The organism is Oceanobacillus sp. FSL W7-1281 (assembly GCF_037969835.1).
Taxonomy (GTDB): domain Bacteria; phylum Bacillota; class Bacilli; order Bacillales; family Amphibacillaceae; genus Oceanobacillus; species Oceanobacillus oncorhynchi.
This window is the reverse complement of the sequence record NZ_CP150214.1, coordinates 2,110,893-2,130,516: the sequence shown is the minus strand read 5'-3', so window position 1 is coordinate 2,130,516 and position 19,624 is coordinate 2,110,893. Positions and strand designations below refer to the sequence as shown.

At 39.6% G+C, this 19,624-nt stretch carries 13 protein-coding genes and 1 tRNA gene; 4 read left to right on the top strand and 10 right to left on the bottom strand.

Annotated elements, in window-relative coordinates; all coding sequences use genetic code 11:
* The first annotated feature begins 413 nt into the window (after window positions 1–413).
* On the top strand, window positions 414–968 hold the full coding sequence (locus MKX55_RS10620) for a carbonic anhydrase (RefSeq protein WP_339184772.1): 555 nt from the start codon (window positions 414–416) through the stop codon (window positions 966–968).
* Between the two features lie 69 nt (window positions 969–1,037).
* On the opposite strand, the gene MKX55_RS10615 is transcribed toward MKX55_RS10620, so the two are convergent.
* Window positions 1,038–2,120: an undecaprenyldiphospho-muramoylpentapeptide beta-N-acetylglucosaminyltransferase gene (locus MKX55_RS10615; protein WP_339238043.1), complete on the bottom strand. Its 1,083-nt coding sequence runs from the start codon at window positions 2,118–2,120 to the stop codon at window positions 1,038–1,040.
* Window positions 2,121–2,223: 103 nt separating this feature from the next.
* Here MKX55_RS10615 and MKX55_RS10610 point away from each other — a divergent pair, with 103 nt between their 5' ends.
* Window positions 2,224–3,591 (top strand): MATE family efflux transporter, encoded by a 1,368-nt coding sequence (locus tag MKX55_RS10610; RefSeq protein ID WP_339238495.1) that lies wholly within the window; start codon window positions 2,224–2,226, stop codon window positions 3,589–3,591.
* A gap of 72 nt (window positions 3,592–3,663) precedes the next feature.
* Here the strand turns inward: MKX55_RS10610 and MKX55_RS10605 are convergent, their stop codons facing one another.
* The 8 genes from MKX55_RS10605 to MKX55_RS10570 form a co-directional block, all read right to left on the bottom strand.
* A complete protein-coding gene (locus MKX55_RS10605; RefSeq protein ID WP_339184768.1) occupies window positions 3,664–4,851 on the bottom strand; it encodes a nucleoside transporter C-terminal domain-containing protein in 1,188 nt (395 codons plus the stop codon).
* A 716-nt stretch (window positions 4,852–5,567) separates the two neighbouring features.
* Entirely contained in the window at window positions 5,568–6,842 is a 1,275-nt protein-coding gene (gene odhB / locus MKX55_RS10600; RefSeq protein ID WP_339238041.1) for a 2-oxoglutarate dehydrogenase complex dihydrolipoyllysine-residue succinyltransferase, read from the bottom strand.
* A 1-nt stretch (window position 6,843) separates the two neighbouring features.
* The gene (locus MKX55_RS10595; RefSeq protein ID WP_339238039.1) at window positions 6,844–9,714 is read right to left on the bottom strand and encodes a 2-oxoglutarate dehydrogenase E1 component; all 2,871 of its coding nucleotides are present in this window, start codon (window positions 9,712–9,714) and stop codon (window positions 6,844–6,846) included.
* Between the two features lie 734 nt (window positions 9,715–10,448).
* A complete protein-coding gene (locus MKX55_RS10590) occupies window positions 10,449–10,922 on the bottom strand; it encodes a tRNA (cytidine(34)-2'-O)-methyltransferase (protein WP_339185207.1) in 474 nt (157 codons plus the stop codon).
* An 85-nt stretch (window positions 10,923–11,007) separates the two neighbouring features.
* Window positions 11,008–11,862, bottom strand: a complete 855-nt coding sequence (locus MKX55_RS10585) for an amidase domain-containing protein (RefSeq protein WP_339238037.1) — start codon at window positions 11,860–11,862, stop codon at window positions 11,008–11,010.
* An 85-nt stretch (window positions 11,863–11,947) separates the two neighbouring features.
* Entirely contained in the window at window positions 11,948–13,084 is a 1,137-nt protein-coding gene (gene queG / locus MKX55_RS10580) for a tRNA epoxyqueuosine(34) reductase QueG (protein WP_339238493.1), read from the bottom strand.
* A gap of 69 nt (window positions 13,085–13,153) precedes the next feature.
* The gene (locus tag MKX55_RS10575; protein WP_339238035.1) at window positions 13,154–14,854 is read right to left on the bottom strand and encodes an ABC-ATPase domain-containing protein; all 1,701 of its coding nucleotides are present in this window, start codon (window positions 14,852–14,854) and stop codon (window positions 13,154–13,156) included.
* A 461-nt stretch (window positions 14,855–15,315) separates the two neighbouring features.
* Window positions 15,316–15,389, bottom strand: a tRNA-Gly gene (locus MKX55_RS10570).
* A 250-nt stretch (window positions 15,390–15,639) separates the two neighbouring features.
* Here MKX55_RS10570 and dat point away from each other — a divergent pair.
* Window positions 15,640–16,512 carry a D-amino-acid transaminase gene (dat, locus tag MKX55_RS10565; protein WP_339238033.1) on the top strand — a complete coding sequence of 291 codons (873 nt, stop codon included), beginning with the start codon at window positions 15,640–15,642 and terminating at the stop codon, window positions 16,510–16,512.
* A gap of 116 nt (window positions 16,513–16,628) precedes the next feature.
* Here dat and MKX55_RS10560 read toward each other — a convergent pair whose 3' ends face one another.
* On the bottom strand, window positions 16,629–17,387 hold the full coding sequence (locus MKX55_RS10560) for an STM3941 family protein (protein WP_339238031.1): 759 nt from the start codon (window positions 17,385–17,387) through the stop codon (window positions 16,629–16,631).
* Between the two features lie 197 nt (window positions 17,388–17,584).
* Here MKX55_RS10560 and MKX55_RS10555 point away from each other — a divergent pair, with 197 nt between their 5' ends.
* The gene (locus MKX55_RS10555) at window positions 17,585–19,591 is read left to right on the top strand and encodes a S9 family peptidase (RefSeq protein WP_339238029.1); all 2,007 of its coding nucleotides are present in this window, start codon (window positions 17,585–17,587) and stop codon (window positions 19,589–19,591) included.
* The last annotated feature ends 33 nt before the right edge of the window (window positions 19,592–19,624 follow it).

Below are 19,624 nucleotides of genomic sequence, written 5' to 3'. Positions count from 1 at the left end.
AAAGCGCACACCATCTGTCGGCATACGCTTATAATAATCATTCTACTTATCCCATTATCAGCCGGCCACACGGAAACCTGCGGCCAGACAAACACTTCTCCCTTAAAAATTAAGAGAAAGTAAACCTGTTTATTGGAGGCCACAAAATCGTATTCTGTTGTATTTGATTAGATTGGTTGTTTTGATACTGTAAATTCATCATTTTGTGATTCCCTCCTTTTTTATTCATTTGAAAATTGAATGCCTTTTCATTATATATTCCTGTAATTGGTAAGTCAATTGTTTTTTTAATTTTAATAAAATTATATTATTTGAAAGCATTTTTTTATACGTTTCTCACGATTTTTTTCACCCTATTTATTTTCATATAATAAATTCCGTGCTATTATTTTTATTTAAGGGAGATGAAAGATATGAATTTAGATCAACTTTTAGATTTCAACGAAAAATTTGTAGACAGCAAAGATTATGAAGCATATGCAACGGACAAGTTCCCGAATAAACGTATGGTTATTTTCACTTGCATGGATACTCGTTTAGTGGAACTGCTGCCCAGAGCACTGAATATCCGAAACGGCGATGTGAAAATGGTGAAAAATGCCGGAGCTATTATCCGGAAACCATTTGACAGTATTATGAAAAGCTTATTAGTGGCTATTTACAGCTTAAAAGCAGAGGAAGTTGTTGTAATCGGCCATCACGGCTGCGGAATGTCCAATGTAGACACAGAAGCGTTACAACAAACTATGCTTGACCGCGGTATATCGGAAGACACGTTACATACCCTGGAGCATTCCGGTATTAACCTTCATAAAGAATTCCATGGTTTCGAGAAAATTGAGGACTCTGTGACTCAAAGTGTAGGAATTATTCGCAATCACCCGCTTCTTCCTAAGGAAGTGAAGGTTCATGGGCTCGTTATTGACCCGGAAACCGGAAAATTAGACGTCGTTTCCAGAGAAGACTAAAATAATATAAGAAAGGGCCCGCTCATTTTATGAAGCAGGCCCTTTTTAAACATTAAAAATGCTATTAGCTTATTTCTTTTGCATCGATTGAATAATTTCAATAACTTTATTTCTTGATTCTTCACTCTTATATTTTTTCATTTCATCCAGCATGACTGGCGCTGCTTTTTTTAGTGCAGCTGCTTCTTGAACCAGCTTTTCTGTTGTTAACGTTTCCTCTTCAACAACCTTCGCATATTTTTTTTCTTTGAAGGAATTTGCATTAATAATCTGATCCCCTCTGCTCGCCCCGCGAGAAAGCGGGATCAACAGCATCGGCTTCCGCAAAGCTAAAAATTCAAAAATTGCATTGGAGCCGGCACGGGATACAACAAAATCTGTAGCCGCGAAAATATCTTTCAGTTCCTCATGTACGTATTCAAATTGCGCATATCCTGGAACACGGAGAGATGGATCGACTTTCCCGCTTCCGCAAATATGAATAATATCAAACTGCATTAACAAGTCATCTAAAGCCTCACGGATTGTTGAATTTATTTTTTCCGATCCGCCGCTCCCCCCCATAACCAAAAGCACCGGCTTTTCTCCTGAAAGCTGGGCAAATGCTAATCCTGCCTTTTTATCGCCTGTAAATAATTCATCCCGAATCACCGCTCCAACATAAGCAGCCTTCTTATCCGGAAGATATTGCATGGTCTCCGGAAATGTCGCCAATACTTTTTTAGTAAATGGAATAGAAAGCTTGTTTGCAAGTCCCGGTGTGAAATCAGATTCGTGAATCACTGAGGGAATGCCTCTTAATTTTGCTGCAGCAACTACCGGGACCGAGACAAATCCGCCTTTTGAAAAAACAACAGATGGCTTTCTCTTGCCTAAAATACGAAAAGCCTGCATCGTTCCTTTTAATACCTTAAACGGATCTTTAAAGTTTTCTTTGGACATATAGCGGCGCAGTTTCCCGGTAGATACCGGATGATAGGTCACGCCCTCCAATTTTTCAATCAAATTTCGTTCGATTCCTTCATAGGAACCGATGTAGTCTACTTCATAACCCTGCTCCTGATAATATGGTATAAGCGCTAAATTAACAATGACATGGCCGGCAGTTCCGCCGCCAGTAAATAAAATACGTTTTTTATTTCTTTTTTCCATGGATCAATTCATCCTTTCCCAGATTATTATATCAGCGTATAATGGGCAATGCACCTATTAATGTAATGAAAAACCGAATTACGAAATGTCAGGAAGATGAATGATGTACGAAACAACGAATCGAAGACAAAAAATCAAACTTTTTATTATCATTATGCTCCCAATCCTTGTAACCCAAGTCAGTATGAATCTGATGAATTTTTTTGATACGGTCATGTCCGGCCAAGCCAGCGCCGTTGATTTAGCAGGAGTTGCAATCGGATCCAGCCTTTGGATACCCATTTTAACAGCTGTCAATGGGATTGTTCTCGCAATAACTCCAATTATCTCTCAACTTATTGGCGCCAAAGAGAAAAAAGATATTCCGCAGGTTATTCAGCAGGGTATTTATTTATCTGTCGGATTATCCTTCATTATTCTCATTGCCGGATTTTTTGTTTTAGAACCTGTATTACAGCTGATGAGCCTGGAACCGGATGTACACCATGTGGCGAAATATTATTTGATTTTTCTTGCTGCGGGTATAATGCCATTATTTATTTTTCACACGGTCCGAAGCTTTATGGATGGGCTTGGACAGACGAGAGCTTCTATGATTATTATTTTAATTTCTCTGCCAATCAATGCCTTTTTGAACTATATCTTTATTTTTGGAAAGCTGGGAATCCCCGCATTTGGCGGCATCGGCGCTGGAATTGCAACGAGTATTACCTATTGGATAGTCAGTATCATTTCTTTATATATGATACATAAGGTTGCTCCATTTACATCGTATCAAGTCTTTCAGGTGCGCTTTAAACCGCAGATTTCTTATTGGCTCAGTCAATTAAAAATTGGGCTGCCGATCGGACTTGCGATGTTTTTTGAAACAAGTATCTTTTCTGTGGTAACGATGATGATGAGTGTGTATGATACAAATACCATTGCCGCCCATCAGGCAGCAATGAACTTTGCCGGATTATTATACATGCTGCCGCTAAGCGTTGGAATGGCACTTACCATCGCCGTCGGGTTTGAAATTGGAGCGAAACGTTTTCAGGATGCTCGTACCTATACGTATCTTGGAATTACAGGCGGGATGATTATTGCCTTATTTATCGGGGTTATTTTGTTTGTATTTGATGACGCAGTAGCAGGGTTATATCATAATAATCCAGAAGTCATTGCCTTAACAAAACAATTTATTCTGTTTGCGATATTTTACCAGCTTGCAGATGCAATTGGCGCTCCTATCCAAGGGGCATTAAGAGGATATAAGGATGTGAACGTCACCCTTGTTCTCGCATTGATTTCTTATTGGCTTATCGGCTTGCCGGCTGGATTTTTATTTGCAAACTATACCCATTTTGATGCCTTTGGCTACTGGATTGGAATTATTGTCGGTTTAAGTGCAGGCGCAATTGCTCTGCTGTTCCGATTATTACATATTCAGCGTAAAACAAAGCTAGTTTACCAGGCAAAGCGCGATTGAAAATGTTCTAATAAGGATTATAAAAAGCACCATGAATCTTTTTAATTGATTCATGGTGCTTTGATGTTATTTCTACAAGAATAGTCCAACGATGGTTGCTGAAAGAATAGATACCAGTATGGACCCGGCCAAAAGCTTCATTCCAAATTTAGAAACAATGACAGCTTTGGCATTATCAATCCCTTTTACAGTACCTGCGATAATACCGATAGAAGAGAAATTGGCAAAACTTGTTAAGAATACTGTTACAATACCAACTGTTTTATCAGATAGCTGATCCAGCAATGGTTGTAATTCCAGCATTGCTACAAATTCATTTGTTACAATTTTTGTACCCATAATCGATCCAGCTTGAACAACTTCACCTGGCGCAATCCCCATTAATACGCCTAGAGGAGAAATGATATAACCAAGAATTTCCTGCAGGGTAATTCCGGCGAAAACAGCTTGGATAATCCAGTTGACCAGTTCTAATGAGGCAATAAAAGCAATTAACATTGCAGCAACGATCAGTGCAATTTTCCCGCCTTCTAATGCACCATTTCCCATTGCCTCAAAAATACTTTTATCCTGACTGACGTCCGAAATATCCACTTTGTCTTCTTCCTTTGGAACGTTTACAGGGGCGATGATTGAAGCGATCATCAAGCAACTGAACATATTCAACGGCAAAGCAACCAAAACATATTCTGCAGGCAGCATTTGAATATACGATCCCACGATAGAAGCTGATACGGAACTCATTGCTGAGGCACAGACAATAAATAAACGATTTTCATTTAAATGGTGAAATTGCGAGCGTATTGCAATCAATGCCTCAGATTGACCGAAGAAAACACTATTTACACCATTAAATGATTCAATTCGAGGTAATCCTGTTATTTTGGAAATAACAGCTCCAATATACTTAATAATAATTGGAAGAACTTTTAAATAAGTAAGAACGGAAAGAATTGTTGCAAAAAAGATAATTAAGAGAAGCACATTGAAGAAGAATACGCCGCCCTCTGCCAACTCAAATCCACCTAACACAAATCCAATACCTTCTTGTCCGAATTCAATTAACTTATTGAATAAGTTTGAAATCCATCTGATAATGTCTTCACCAATTGCCGTAGAAAACATAAACCATGTAATAAGCAATTGGATAACTAACATAATACCAATGGCATAGAAGTTGATTTTTTTCTTATCATTCGACATTAAAAATGCTAAGCCGAGTGTAATGATAACTGCCAAAATCCCCAACAAAATATCCATATTACCGCCTCCTCCACATTATTGCCTGTAAACGCTTTATCATATATAACAAAAAATTTACAGGAAAAATTTCAAATCTACATATTAAAACAATACAAAACATTGAAATTCCTAAAAAAATGAATGTGATTATTTCATTAAGAACTCCTATTCAATTACTATCATATTAGTAATTGAAAATAATTTCAATGCTTGGAAAAGAGAATTAATAATTAAAAAAATTAGAAATAAATTGTAATATTTAGGATAAATACTCTATTTATGTCATATTAAATAAATCATATATAATATTTCCTAATTGCTTAAGAAAATACAACTTCAATTTGTCTGCACCTGTCGAGATTCGGAACTATTTTGGCTTCTTTATGATTTCCTAAGCTGCACTTATTGCTGAACATTCGAATCATAACAAGACTTCACTTAAAATCTCCCTGATTTTTAATATTTACAGCGGGATTTGAATTAGATATTTGCTGGAGAGGCTAACTATACTTTCTTAACATATATAAAATAAGAACACCATTGGGCTTTTAAAACATAATTCTTGCTAACAAGAATTATGTTTTATTTGCTTTTTTTACAAAGAAATGATGTTAATTATAGCCACACTTTTGATGGGGCGAGTAATCGCAGTCCCAGAACGAAAGTCCTTTCCTATTCCTTTTAAAAAAGCCTTGATACGAGCATATCAGCTCATATCAAGACTTTTTCATTTTTTAACCTTCTAACAATAAATCATATGGATCTTCAAGCATTTCCTTGATTCGAACTAAGAATTGAACAGCTTCTTTTCCATCTACAATACGGTGATCATAGGATAATGCAATATACATCATCGGACGCACTTCAATGGAATCATCAGGCAAAGCGATTGGACGCTTAATGATGTTATGCATTCCTAAAATACCAACCTGCGGCGCATTTAAAATTGGCGTTGACATCATTGAGCCGAAAGTACCGCCATTCGTAATTGTGAAGGAACCGCCTTGTAAATCGTTTAAGGATAATTTGTTATCACGTGCTTTTTTACCTAAATCAACGATATCTTGCTCAATTCCTGCAAAGTCTTTTCGATCTGCATCACGAACAACTGGAACAACAAGACCATCATCTGTAGAAACAGCAATACCGATATCATAGAATTTCTTAATAACTAATTCATTGCCTTGGATTTCTGCATTCAGAAGCGGGAATTCTTTTAACGCTCCGACAACAGCTTTAGCAAAGAAAGACATAAATCCTAGTTTCACACCATTTTTCTCTAGGAATTTATCTTTTCGCTGCTTACGAAGCTCCATCACGGAAGTCATGTCTACTTCATTAAATGTAGTTAACATAGCTGTATTATGCTGTACTTCTACAAGGTTTTTAGCAATTGTCTGACGGCGGCGTGTCATTTTAACACGCTCTACCGGCTTATCAAACTCTGTTTTCTCTGATTTAGATTCTTCTTTTTTCTCCGGCTTCGATGGTGCAGACTCTTTTTTAGGCGCATTATTATGTGCATTGACATCATCCGGACGAACTCTGCCAAGCGGATCACGAGTCTGTACTTCACTTAAGTCAATACCCAGTTCGCGGGCACGTTTTCTTGCAGCAGGAGAAGCGATCACATCACCATTATTTTGTTCAGGTGCAGCTTCCTGCTTGCTTTCCTCTGCAGAATCCTGCTTAGGCTCTTCTTTAGGAGCTTTTTCATTTTTATCTGTTTCTTCCGCTTTGCTTTCTTCCTTGCCGGAAGATGCTCCCGCTTCGCCATTTTCATCTAATTTGCCGATGACATCTCCTACTGAAACGTCCTCGCCCTCATTACTGGTAATTTCAGCGATAACGCCTGAAAATTCTGAGTTGACTTCCACGTTTACTTTATCCGTCTCTAACTCTACAATTGCATCGCCTTTCTCTACTTTATCGCCTTCTTTTACAAGCCATTCTGCTATTGTTCCTTCTGTAATAGATTCCGCTAATTCAGGTATTTTAATTTCTTGCACTTTATTTTCCTCCTTCAAATTCGTTCAATGCTTGGTCGATAATATATTGATGCGCTGTTTTATGCACAGTAGGTATGCCTCCAGCTGGTGCTGCACGCTTCGGTCTGCTGATAACGTGTAATTCTTGATCCTCTTCAAGAAGCTCTCTCAACAAGTCATCTACAAAATCCCATGAACCCATATTTTTCGGTTCTTCTTGTACCCAGACGATTTCTTTTAAGTTAGGAAGTTTTTGGATTTCCTCTTGAATTGCTTTTTTAGGGAACGGATAAATTTGCTCTACACGTAAGGCGCGAATCCAATCACAGCTCGTTTCTGCTTCTTCCATTTCTCCTTCAATATCAATCATTATTTTCCCGCTTCCCAATAACAGACGGGTTGCTTTTTCTGAATCCGTATCAAAGTATGGCTGTTCACGCAATGGTTTAAATCCGCCAGTCGTAAATTCTTCGGCACTGGAAGCCATCTTAGTATCTCTGATAAGACTACTTTTCGGTGTCATCAGAATCAATGGACGAGCCTCTGGGCGAGAACGCATTGCTGCCTGACGGCGAAGCAGATGGAATAACTGCGCAGAAGAAGTGACATTTGCTACAATCCAGTTATTCTCTGCAGCCATCTGCAAGTAACGTTCTAAACGTGCGCTGGAATGCTCTGGCCCTTGCCCTTCATACCCATGAGGAAGCAGCAATACCATATTTGATTTTTCATCCCATTTTGCTCTCGCTGAAGAAATAAATTGGTCAATAATTACCTGACCGGCATTGGCGAAATCACCAAACTGTGCTTCCCAAATAACTAAGGTACTTGGTGAATAAACACTATAGCCATACTCAAAGCCTAAAACTCCGGTTTCTGATAATGGGCTGTTACGAACATCAAAGGATGCTTTGACATCAGCCAATCCATGCATCGGACTATATTTTTCTCCTGTATTCACATCATGCAGGACAACATGGCGGTGCGCAAAGGTTCCCCGCTCTGTATCCTGACCTGTTAAGCGGATTGGTGTGCCATCTTTTAATATAGATGCAAATGCTAACGCTTCCCCGGTTCCCCAGTCAGCTTTGTTTCCTTCTTCTAATGCATCTTCTCTGCGTTTCAAGATTCTTTCCGTTTTCTTAAAGCCTTTAAATCCTTCTGGACGTTTCAGCAGTTCTTTATTGATTCCCTTTAAAGTCTCTAAATCTACTGCTGTTTCAAATTGATCTAATCTATTAGATAATACTTCCGGCATAGACTTCGGCTGCGGCTCGCCAATTTCCGTTTCTGTCATACCCTTGTATATATCAGATAGTTTTGTATCAATCTCATTTTTAATTTTTTCAAATCCATCTGATTCTAATAGATTTCTTTCTTCCATTGCACGCGCAAATAACGTTGATACCGATGGATGATTATCAATTTCACTGTATAATTGCGGCTGTGTCGTTCTCGGCTCATCCATTTCATTATGTCCGTAACGGCGATAACCTACTAAATCAATTAGAACATCTTTATGGAATTTTTTACGATACTCACAAGCTATTTTCACAGCAGAAATACAAGAAATCGGATCATCTGCACTGACACGGATAATCGGAATTTCAAAACCTTTGGCCAAATCACTTGCATAGCGTGTAGAGCGTCCGTCTACGCGGTCTGTTGTATAACCGAGCTGGTTATTCGCAATCAGGTGAACAGTTCCGCCTGTTGTATACCCCGGCAATCCGCTTAAATTAAGCGTTTCTGCAACCACACCTTCTCCGATAAAGGCTGCATCCCCATGAATAATCAGCGGCATTGCTTTATTCGTATCTCTAACAGGATAACCGCTTACATCACGTTCATCCTGTGCCGCCCGGGCAAATCCTTCCACAACCGGGTTGACAAATTCAAGGTGTGACGGATTATGCGCAAGTGTAATTTTTGTGTTTACTTTACTTCCATGGATAACTTCTTTTTCTGCACCAAAATGATATTTTACGTCTCCGGTCCAGCCATAGTTAATTGCTTTAGAACCTTCTGACGGCATCAATTCCTTGTCTCTTGTATAATTAAACTCGGAAAAAATCTTATCATATGGCTTTTTCAGTACATTCGCAAGCACAGCTAAACGTCCGCGGTGCGCCATTCCCATCATTACATGTTCAATGTTATCTTCGTTTGCATATTTTACGAGATAGTCAATCATCGGAACCATTGACTCTAAGCCTTCGATGGAAAAACGTTTTTGGCCGACAAATGTTTTATGAAGGAATTTTTCAAAACCCTCTACTTCATATAAACGCTTTAAAATATCCTTTCTGTCCTCTTGATCAGGATCAAATCTTGCATTTCCTTCTTCAATCAAATCAAACAGCCAGGTCCGCTCTTCATCATTATTAACATGGTCATATTCAAACGTAATGGTTCCTGTATAGTATTTCTTCAGCAGGTTAATAACATCCAAACCTGTTTGAACATCTTCTTTTTCCCGTTCCCAGATCCAGGAGGCCGGGATTTTTTTCAAATCTTCTTCTGTTAAATTATAATGCTTTAAATCAAGCATTACGGACGGAGCACTTTTATAGCCGCCAACGGAATAAATATCCGCATCTGTATGACCGTAACGCCGAATAGCCTCAACAAGTTTGATTGCTGAGGTTAATTTCGTCACATCAAAATCTTCTGATATATTCCCATTGGAAGCTGTTTGTTCACTGATAGGAAAGACTACTTCTGCCCCCGTCATCCAAGCAGGAGCTCCATATGCATCAAACAATGCTTTAATAGAAGATTCCACTTGTTCTGGATCTTCTTTGTACAATTCATACTGTTGTTCTAAATACCCCGCATTTGGTCCGTGAAACTGTCCCCAAAATTTTTCTGCAGACTCTTCATTTCCTGGCACGACTGATACCCCCATTGAATTAACTAATCCGTTCGTGAAAACGGTTCAAATTATTAATAAAACTATTGATTTCTTTACACCAACTAATATACATGATTTTTAAGGAGGTTACAAGGAATCAGAACCGATTTATTGGGATAATTCGACATTTTCTATTCTTCCATAAAAATAAATCAAAACAGCCTATTTTTTATATTATTGCGACAATTGTTCGAGCGGCTTTTGAACTCAAAATTCCGAGAAAATGACGGCTGATTAAAATTAATATAGGAATAGTTCACAACCAGTGATTTTTCCGTTATAATAAGGACAAATTAGTAAATACAACTTCATTCTGCCAGAGAATCCCGGATTCAGCAGATTGGTAGTTACATGCAGCAAGCTTTGCAGGCAGTTTTCTATTCTTCTTTCAACGATTTCTGTAACAGAAGAGATATGTTTACATACAGCTGCCGCAAGATAAAAGCGTATCCATTACCCAAATGAAAATACGACGCATTTCTTTATGATGTAACATTGGATACCATCACTACATAAAAGGAGGAATCTTATTATGAAATTAGCATTAATCTTAGGAGTAGCTGTTACATTTATTGTTTCCTGTTTCACAGCTGGCTACGAAGCAAAACCGGGAGTACCAAAAGAAGATCAGCGTACTTAAGTATTAAAATGTTTTTCAAAATCACTTTATGTTCACTAAAAAAAGATGCCTCCATTTTTCGGAGACATCTTTTTTAATGTAAATTTGGAAAACCCTGCTGCCTTAATGCTTCATAGATAATAATGGAGGCTGTATTGGACAGATTTAAGGAACGAACCTCGTCATTCATATGAATTCGCAGGCATTTATCTTCTTTATCTGTCAGCAGTTCCCGCGGAATTCCTGTAGACTCTTTTCCAAATACAAAAAATTGATCCTGCTCCACAGAGGAAAAATCAAAATCAGTATAATATTTGGTTCCAAAGTTCTCTATATAGTAAAAGCTCCCTGCCGGATAGGTTTGATATAATTCATCGATGGAATCATATTCTTTAACATCAACATGCTCCCAGTAATCCAGACCGGCGCGGCGCACCATTTTACTGTCTGTTGAAAAGCCAAGCGGACGGATAAGGTGTAACGTCGTTCCGGTCGCTAAACATGTTCTCCCGATATTCCCCGTATTTGCCGGGATTTCTGGTTCAAATAATACTACGTGCAAACTCACCATTCATTCTCCTTCAATTGCAAATTCTAAAAGTGGATATCCCAAAAGCCGGTTCTCTTCTTTCTATCCCAAAAACAATTATACACTAACTTATCTCAATCCGAAAAAACTTATATTCGATTTCCGGTGTCCAGGCAGCCGAGTCCTCATAAGACCAATAGCGGTTGCGGCTATTATCGGTATGCGCATTGACAAGCGGCATATTATCAGCATCTTTTGCTACTACAATGGTTGTATGATTCCATGTACCATCGCCCTCAAAATCATAGCAAATCACATCACCGGGATTTAATTCTTCCGGCGTTTGCATCTCGATTCCCCTGATGCCGCGTTCTGAACCGCTTAGATACCATCTGAACGAATGCGCCACAGACCAGCTGAAGCTCCATGAATCTTTTCCATACCACCAGCCCCGCTCCCGGACCGGTTCTCCCCACATCGGGCCTCCTCCCGCGCGGAGACATTGGGAAATGTAATTCGTGCAATCATCTTCAAAACGACGATATTCCGGATTATAGCTGTTCCACCAGCGCTCTGCATATTTCACTGCTTCCAGCCGGTTATATTCTATTTCACGATTATTATCCTTGAGGTTTCCTTGTTTTAATACAGGGAGCTGATTACTGCCGTTTTCCGCTGGAGGCTTTTCAATAGATTGATGTCTGATTTCTCTATCTGATTGTTTCACAAGCTGATAAGGGACGACCTGCTCTTCCGTATAAAAAAAATCGCCCTGCTTCATTAGATATACCAAGTGTACCGCATATCCAGTACTTCTGGTTGTATCATAGGATTGTTTGCTGAAGACGTGGCCTTTTCCTTTTATCTTTACGATTTGTGCCTTTCGCTTTTCACAAAGCCTCTGCTTCTTACGCCACCAGTTCTGGCTCTCCTTGCTGCCCTTGAAAAATTGCTGCCAATACGTTGTAATATCGCCCATAAAAAATCGCCTCCTCATCACAGCTTATGCATAAAGGAGGCGAATTAGGTCATAGAAACCGCTGGAATACCCGTGTGTCTTCCCTCTACTTCACCGTCATACCTGACAGCGCATTTTCCATTTCATACTGCACTTGTTCATGATCTTCTTTTTCCAGTGCTTTGGAGAGCGCTTCTCTCGCAGTATCTGTTCCTATCTTCCCTAATGACCAGGCAGCAGTACCACGGATAACCGGCCGCGGATCCTTTTCCAAAACAGCAATTAGGTCTGCTTCTGCGGCAGCTTCTTTATAATGACCCAGCGCTAAAATAACATTACGCTGAATCGGCTTTTTCCCTCTCCAAAAGCCGGACATATGCCCGAACTTTTCTTTAAACTCCCGATTTGATAAATGAAGCATCGGTCTAAGTCTTGGTTTAACCAATTCTGGCTCTGGCTCTAATTCCTGGTGGAAATGAGAATCCTTATCCCGGTTCCAGGGACATACCTGCTGACACGTATCACATCCGTATAATCGGTTTCCTATTTTATTCCGGAATTCCTCCGGCAGAAAATCCTTGGTCTGGGTTAAAAACGCAATACAGCGCTGCGCATTCAATTGTCCTCCTTGTACAATAGCACCTGTAGGACAGGCATCTAAACAAATCGTACAATCACCACAGCCGTCCTCTACCGGCGAGTCAGGAATAAACGGAATATTAGTCAGCATTTCTCCCAGGTAAACAAACGATCCATATTCCTTTGTAATAATGGAGGTATTTTTTCCGCTGAAGCCGATGCCGGCTCGTTCAGCTACAGCCCGGTCGCTTAATTCCCCAGTATCTACCATCGACTTGATAACAGCATCCGGCATTTTTTCTTTAATATACTCTCCAAGCTTATCCAGCCGTTCCCGCAAGGCAACATGGTAATCAATCCCCCATGAAGCACGGGCAAAAATGCCGCGTCTGTCTCCTTTTGTCCCTCTCGGTGTCGTTTCCATTCTCGAAGGATAGGCGACGGCAATGGAGATGATAGACTTCGCTTCCGGCAGTAACCGCCTGGGCTCCGTTCTTTCCTCAATACTCCCTTTTTCAAAACCAGATTGGTATTTTAGTTCTTGCTGACGTCTTAACCGTTCTTTCATTTCTGTAAAAATATCAGCCGTTGCAAAACCAATTTTATCAATACCGATTGTTTTCGCGTAGGCCTGGATATCCTTTTTCAACTCTTCTACTTTCACCATACCGCCTCCCTTCTATTATTTTTTATCCTGATGAACTCGCTTTAAACATCCGGACCGGGATTTCAGTTATGCATCCATGAAAAATCTTGCTCTTCGCATCCGGTTCAATACCGCAGCAATTTCATTTTTCCTTGGTCTGGCTAAATCTCCTGGATGTTTCCCGTTGCTTTTCGTCAAAGTTTCCAATCCTTGATCCATTTTTTTATCAATCTGATCGATCAATGCTGCAAACGAAGAAAAATGCTTCTTTTCATTCCGGTAAAGATATTGGATAATCTCTGCAATCATTCTTGTTTGCGAAGCATCTACCAGCTGTTCCGTATAAGCAAAAGAAATAGGTTCTTTTCCAAATAAAATTTGAAATTGGCCTTTTGCCTGGATTTTAAACCTTTTATCTGTTTGCTTCGGAAACGTTGAAGCAGACAGCTGTCGTTTTTCTACGTTCATGAAATTCGTCTGCTCTACCTCACTATCGGCAATAGGGTCTTCTTTTATAATTTCCTGTGCTCTTTGTGTGACATTCTTTGGCTTATATTCCTCCATAAGAATAACCGTATCTGCCACGGCAAAATAATCTCCTGAGCCGCCAGTTACTAAAATAACTGATTTATCTGCTTCATCGACTAATTGTCTGATACGGTGTATAAACGGGGTGATTGGTTCATTTTTATGATCAATCAGTTTTTGCATGCGGCTGTCGCGAATCATAAAATTGGTTGCGCTGGTATCCTCGTCAATCAGCAGGGTGTCTGCTCCAATCTCTAAAGCTTCCATCACGTTTGCCGCCTGAGAAGTACTTCCGCTTGCATTACTTGTTGAAAAAGCAGTTGTATCTTTTCCATGCGGAAGGTTAGAAATAAATGGAGAAATATTCACCGATGAGATTTCCCTTCCATCTTCTGCCCGAATTTTGACAGCACTCGGGTCTGTACAGATAAATTCCCGGCCATCTCCCTCGCAATGAGGATAAACGCCGCGTTCGATCGCTTGAAGCAGTGTACTCTTCCCGTGATAACCGCCTCCGGTAATCAAGGTGACTCCCTGCTTGACCGCCATTCCTGTTATTGTTTTGCCATGAGGAAGCTTTAATTCTACCTCATCCTCCTGCGGACTTTGAAAAGCAACCGCACCTTTGGCAGGCAGATTACTTACGCCGCTTTTTCTTGGCAATACAGAGCCATTGGCAATAAAGCTCACCCAATTATTTTCTTTCATTGCTTGCCATATGGCCTCTTGCTGATCAGCTAATTGAACCGCCTGCTGAATCGTTTTATCCTGAATATGAAAAACAGAATGCTCGATGATAGATGGAATTACCTCATCGAATAACTTGATTGCTTCCTTTCCATTAATGGATCGTCCATTAGCCGGCAGACCTGCAGACAGACAAACCGTTAATCCCTCCCCGGAAATACGTACTGCTGTCCGCTCTAATATCTCCTGACCCGGTCCATCAAAAGCAATCATGCCGCTTTTACCAGAACCTTTAATAAATGTTTTATTTTGATGCACTGCTTTATCGATCACTCTCGCAAAAGCGTCCTCTGCTGCTGTCTGTCGAGATTTTGTTTCCAGCCACTCAGCAGCTATATGCCGTTCCTTCTCCGGTATCCCGATTCTTATTTTGGAAGGGCTGGCAAACGGATCTCCTTGTACATAGTCGATATAAAGTGTATATCTCGGATACGTGTAGCTTCCGGCAATTTGTTTGTATGCTTTGTAACTTTTTCGGTCGATTTGTAATAAATTATTTTTAAGACGCTTCATCCTGGCTCCTCCATTCTGTTTTATTCTTTATAAACAGGGTACTATACTTAAAGTGCAAGTTCAAAAAGTCCGATAAATAGGACCAAGAAGTTCAAGGCGACGAGCTATTTCCAAACGGACTTCCACAGGATGTGGTGACTTCTGTGTTGTCCACAGGACGTGGACGGTTTTAACAGAAGTTCTTCTATGCTTTATAATACGTGAGTAACGGTTTTGGTGGGGCGAGTAATCGCAGTCCCAGTCCCATTGGAAATAGCTCGTCAACGCACTTCCGCAGGATGCGGTGGCTTCTGCGTTGCCCACACGACGTGGGCGTTCTTAGTAGAAGATCCTTTTCCCGACGTGTCATTTTTATTGGATTTTTTGAACTTCCTCTTATAGGTGAGGAAACAAATATTTTACAAAATAAAAACGCAACACTTCGTAGACTAAGTACGAAACACTGCGTTATCACATATGTATGGAGCGGGTGAAGGGAATCGAACCCTCATCATCAGCTTGGAAGGCTGAGGTTTTACCACTAAACTACACCCGCATGATTTGTTTTGTTTTCCAACGACAAAATTTATTATAGCAACGTATTCGATAAAAATCAACAATAAATTTAATTTTTTTCATGAAAACTTAACCGAAAATTAATATTTAACAAAAATATACCTAAGAATAATTTATAATACCAGTGCATATACTTCTATAATGCCCAAATGTTTCTCGTATAATCTGTTTACATTCGTCTGGTCGCGTAATAAACTATTATTATGCTTCACGGAGAGGAGAATTTTAAAATGTCAGTATATTCAACCATTCTTACCCAATCGGAATTTGTGGATAAGGATAGTCTCAGCTACCCATTTGAAGAAAGAGGATTACAGTTTGGCGATGGCGTTTATGAAGTGATTCGGATTTATAAAGGAGAGTACTATCTCCTGAAAGAACATGTGGATCGCCTGTACCGTTCTGCCGAAGCCATTAAAATCAAAATCCCTTATCATAAAGAAAAGATGACAGACCTATTACATCAATTAATGGAAAAAAATAATATGAAAGATGATGGAAAGGTGTATATGCAAATCACACGTGGCTCTGCTCCCCGGGATCATGCCTTTCCATATGAAGTCACACCTAATATCTATGCTTACCTCCAGGATCTGCCCAGAAATGAAAAGATTCTGGAGAACGGCGTAAAGACCATCTCGCAGCGTGATGTCCGTTGGGAAAACTGTTATATCAAAAGCTTAAATCTGCTGCCAAATGTTTTAGCAAAGCAGACAGCAAAAGAAAATAATTGCTATGAAGCCATTCTGCATCGAGATGGCGTGGTAACAGAATGCAGCTCTTCCAATATCTATCTCGTAAAAGACGGAAAAGTATACACGCATCCAGCTACTAATAATATTTTGCATGGATGTGTACGGATGGCCGTGGAGCGCTTTTTAAAAGCTGAAAATATTCCGCTGATTGAAGAAGCTTTCCAAATTGAAGATATCCAGCATGCAGATGAAATGTTTTTATCCAGCAGTACATCAGAGGTACTGCCTGTTATCCAGCTCGACAATGTAGTTGTCGGAAATGGTGAACCCGGAAAAATTACCCGTACCCTGCAAAGAGCGTATGAGCAGGATGCTAAAATTACTGATAAGTTAATTAAAAATGTGTAATAAGAAACAGTCGTCTCTTTTTTAAAGGCGGCTGTTTTTATATAGAAAATATGTATATCAAGTCTTTTTACAAAATAAACCCAATAATCATTTCCGGCATGGACTCACTGGAAAAATTATTTCCCGATTATTTGATATAAAAGAAAGGAGATAACAATCGTTATTATTAGGCTGACTGCTATAATTTTCAAGAAGGATTTCCGTTTTATTTGACTAGGTTGTTCTACTTTCATTGCTTCTTTTTCCACTTGATAAGAAAGCATCTTCGACGGTACCGTATCTGATGCCGTTACTCCATACAGCTGTCTATGCTCTGCTATTTCAAACATACGCTCATCTGTTACTGATCCGAACGCACGTCTGTCCAGTTCCTTCAGCAGTTTTGCTCTATCCTTCCGTTTGGTTAGACTTAATAAAAAATTTACTTTTATAATATGAGGAATCTCATCTACTTGTAAACGCTTGGCTAATAGCTTTCCTGCAAATAAACGTTTTCGAAATGCTTTATATTCTTCTTTATCCGCTAAATAAATTTCTATCGAACTGGTAAGTTGATGTTTATATATTTGATACCTTTTAATATCCTGCCATTGAATAAAAATCGCACGTTTTAATGGATGTTTGATAATAAGCATATCCTTTGTCAGCGTGAGATACGGTTTTAAATCGACAAGCATTTTAATCGCAAAAAGTGTGGAACCCCCAAAAATCAAGGGAAGAATAGTAAAAATATAACCATCTACCGTATTCCCTTCCTTAAAAGAATAGATACATATCGCCATTCCCAATATAAAATAAGTAAGAGAGAGAATAAGAGCTAAAAAACTCTTCCCTTTTGAAACGTATAAATAAACTTCCTGTGTACCCAACATCATAACCTCCGAATCATTTCCGTGTCACTCTATTGATTCTTTATTTTACCATATTTTACTTGATATACATTTAAAAAATATACAAATAAGCTCTATAGCTAACCAAATCTGTACAGTTAATCCTTATTGATTCGAATTCCGAAATAGTTTAAACTAAAATTATATAGAACGAAATTCATTTAAAATTGAGGAGGAATTACATGTCTGCATCAACAGAAAAAAGACCTGTTACCACAACCGATTTTCAGAATATTAAGGTTCTTAGTGAACCAGAGTTTATTTCAAAAAATAAATATAGTTATGTCATCACCTCTGTGAATGAAGATAAAGAATATAAATCACAGATTTATGTACATAACTTGAAAGATGATTCTCACAAGCAATGGACTGCAGATAATCATCGTAATCATACGTTCCGTGTTTGCCCGAATAAGGATAAAGCCTTCTTCCTTTCCAACCGCAGCGGAGCTTCACAGATTTGGCTAATAGCTTTGGACGGCGGGGAAGCAAAACAGATCACTACTTTTCCAAACGGCGTCTTCTCCCCTATCTGGTCAAACGACGGAAAGTCGATTATATTCTGCTCCTTTCTGGAAAAAGATGATGATATTGCTGCCTTAAAAGAGTTAAGCAACGAAGAAAAAGAGGCAAAACAAAAGGAAGCACAAACAAAACCGCTTATTGTCGACCGTTTAAAGTACAAGTCGGATGCCAGAGGCTTCCATGACCAATCCACTGTACAAATCATCAAATATGATATAAACGCAGACAAATTTCATCAGCTCACAACCAAAGAGGCAGATCATCATTTGGTTGACCTTGCCCCGAACGGCGAACACCTTATCTTTGCGGCTAATTTCGAGGAAGATGCGGATGCCTCCCTGATTTCTGATTTGTATTTACTGGATCTGCAGTCAAAGGAAATAACGAAATTAACAAACAGTAAAGGCAGCTATTCTGACGCCAGATTCTCCAGAGACAGTAAAAAAATTATTGCTTGCGGGCATGAGTTTGAATATGCAGGCGCAACGCTCATTAAGCTGTTTCTGTACGATGTAGAAAGCAAAGAAAGAAAATTGCTTTCTGGAAATTGGAGCATTCAGCCTGGTGATACCATGGTTGGCGATACGCGTCTTGGCAGCTCAGAAATTGGTCCTGTCTGGTCACATGACAATGCATCCATTTATTTTCTTGGATCAGATGCTGGAGCTGTCAATCTATATGAAACAGATTTAGAAGGAAATTTAAAAACCCTTTACAGCGATGATAATCATGTATTCGGCTTCTCCTATCATCCAGAGACAGACAGCTTTATTTTAGGTATCAGCAAACCGGAAGACCCTTGCAATTTTTATAAACTGGACTCAGATAATACCCTGGAGCAGCTGACAGATGTAAATAAAGCTTTTATTCATGAAGCAGCTTTATGCGAACCAGAAGAAATCTCCTATACATCAAGCGATGGCTTAGAAATTCAAGGCTGGCTGCTTCGCCCTTACGGATTCCAGGAGGGAAAGAAGTATCCATTTGTTTTGGAGGTGCACGGCGGTCCGCATGCTATGTATGGGCAAACCTTCTTCCATGAACTCCAGCTGCTTGCAGCGAAAGGGTATGTTGTCCTTTATACCAATCCACGCGGCAGTCATGGATATGGACAGGAATTTGTTAACGGGGTGCGGGAGAACTATGGCAAAGGAGATTATCGCGATCTGATGGAGGCGGTCGATTATTGCTTAGAACAGTATTCCTTTATTGATGAAAACCGCTTAGGCGTGACTGGCGGAAGCTACGGCGGGTTTATGACGAACTGGATTGTCGGTCATACGAACCGTTTCAAAGCAGCCGTGACACAAAGGTCCATTTCCAATTGGTTAAGCTTTTATGGAGTCAGTGATATCGGCTTCTTCTTTACCAAGTGGGAGCACGGCGTGAATTTATTAGAGGATCCAACCGGACTGTGGGATATATCTCCGTTGAAATATGCAGAAAACGTGGAGACACCGCTTCTTATACTGCACGGCGAAAAGGATTATCGCTGCCCGATTGAGCAAGGGGAACAATTATTTATCACATTAAAGCATTTAAATAAAGAAGTGGAATTCGTCCGTTTCCCGAATGCTACTCATGAATTAAGCCGAAGCGGCGATCCATCACTTCGGGCTGCCCGGCTGGAAAATATCTGCCGCTGGTTTGATAAATATCTTTAAAACCACATACATTTTAAAAATAGAGGCGACAAT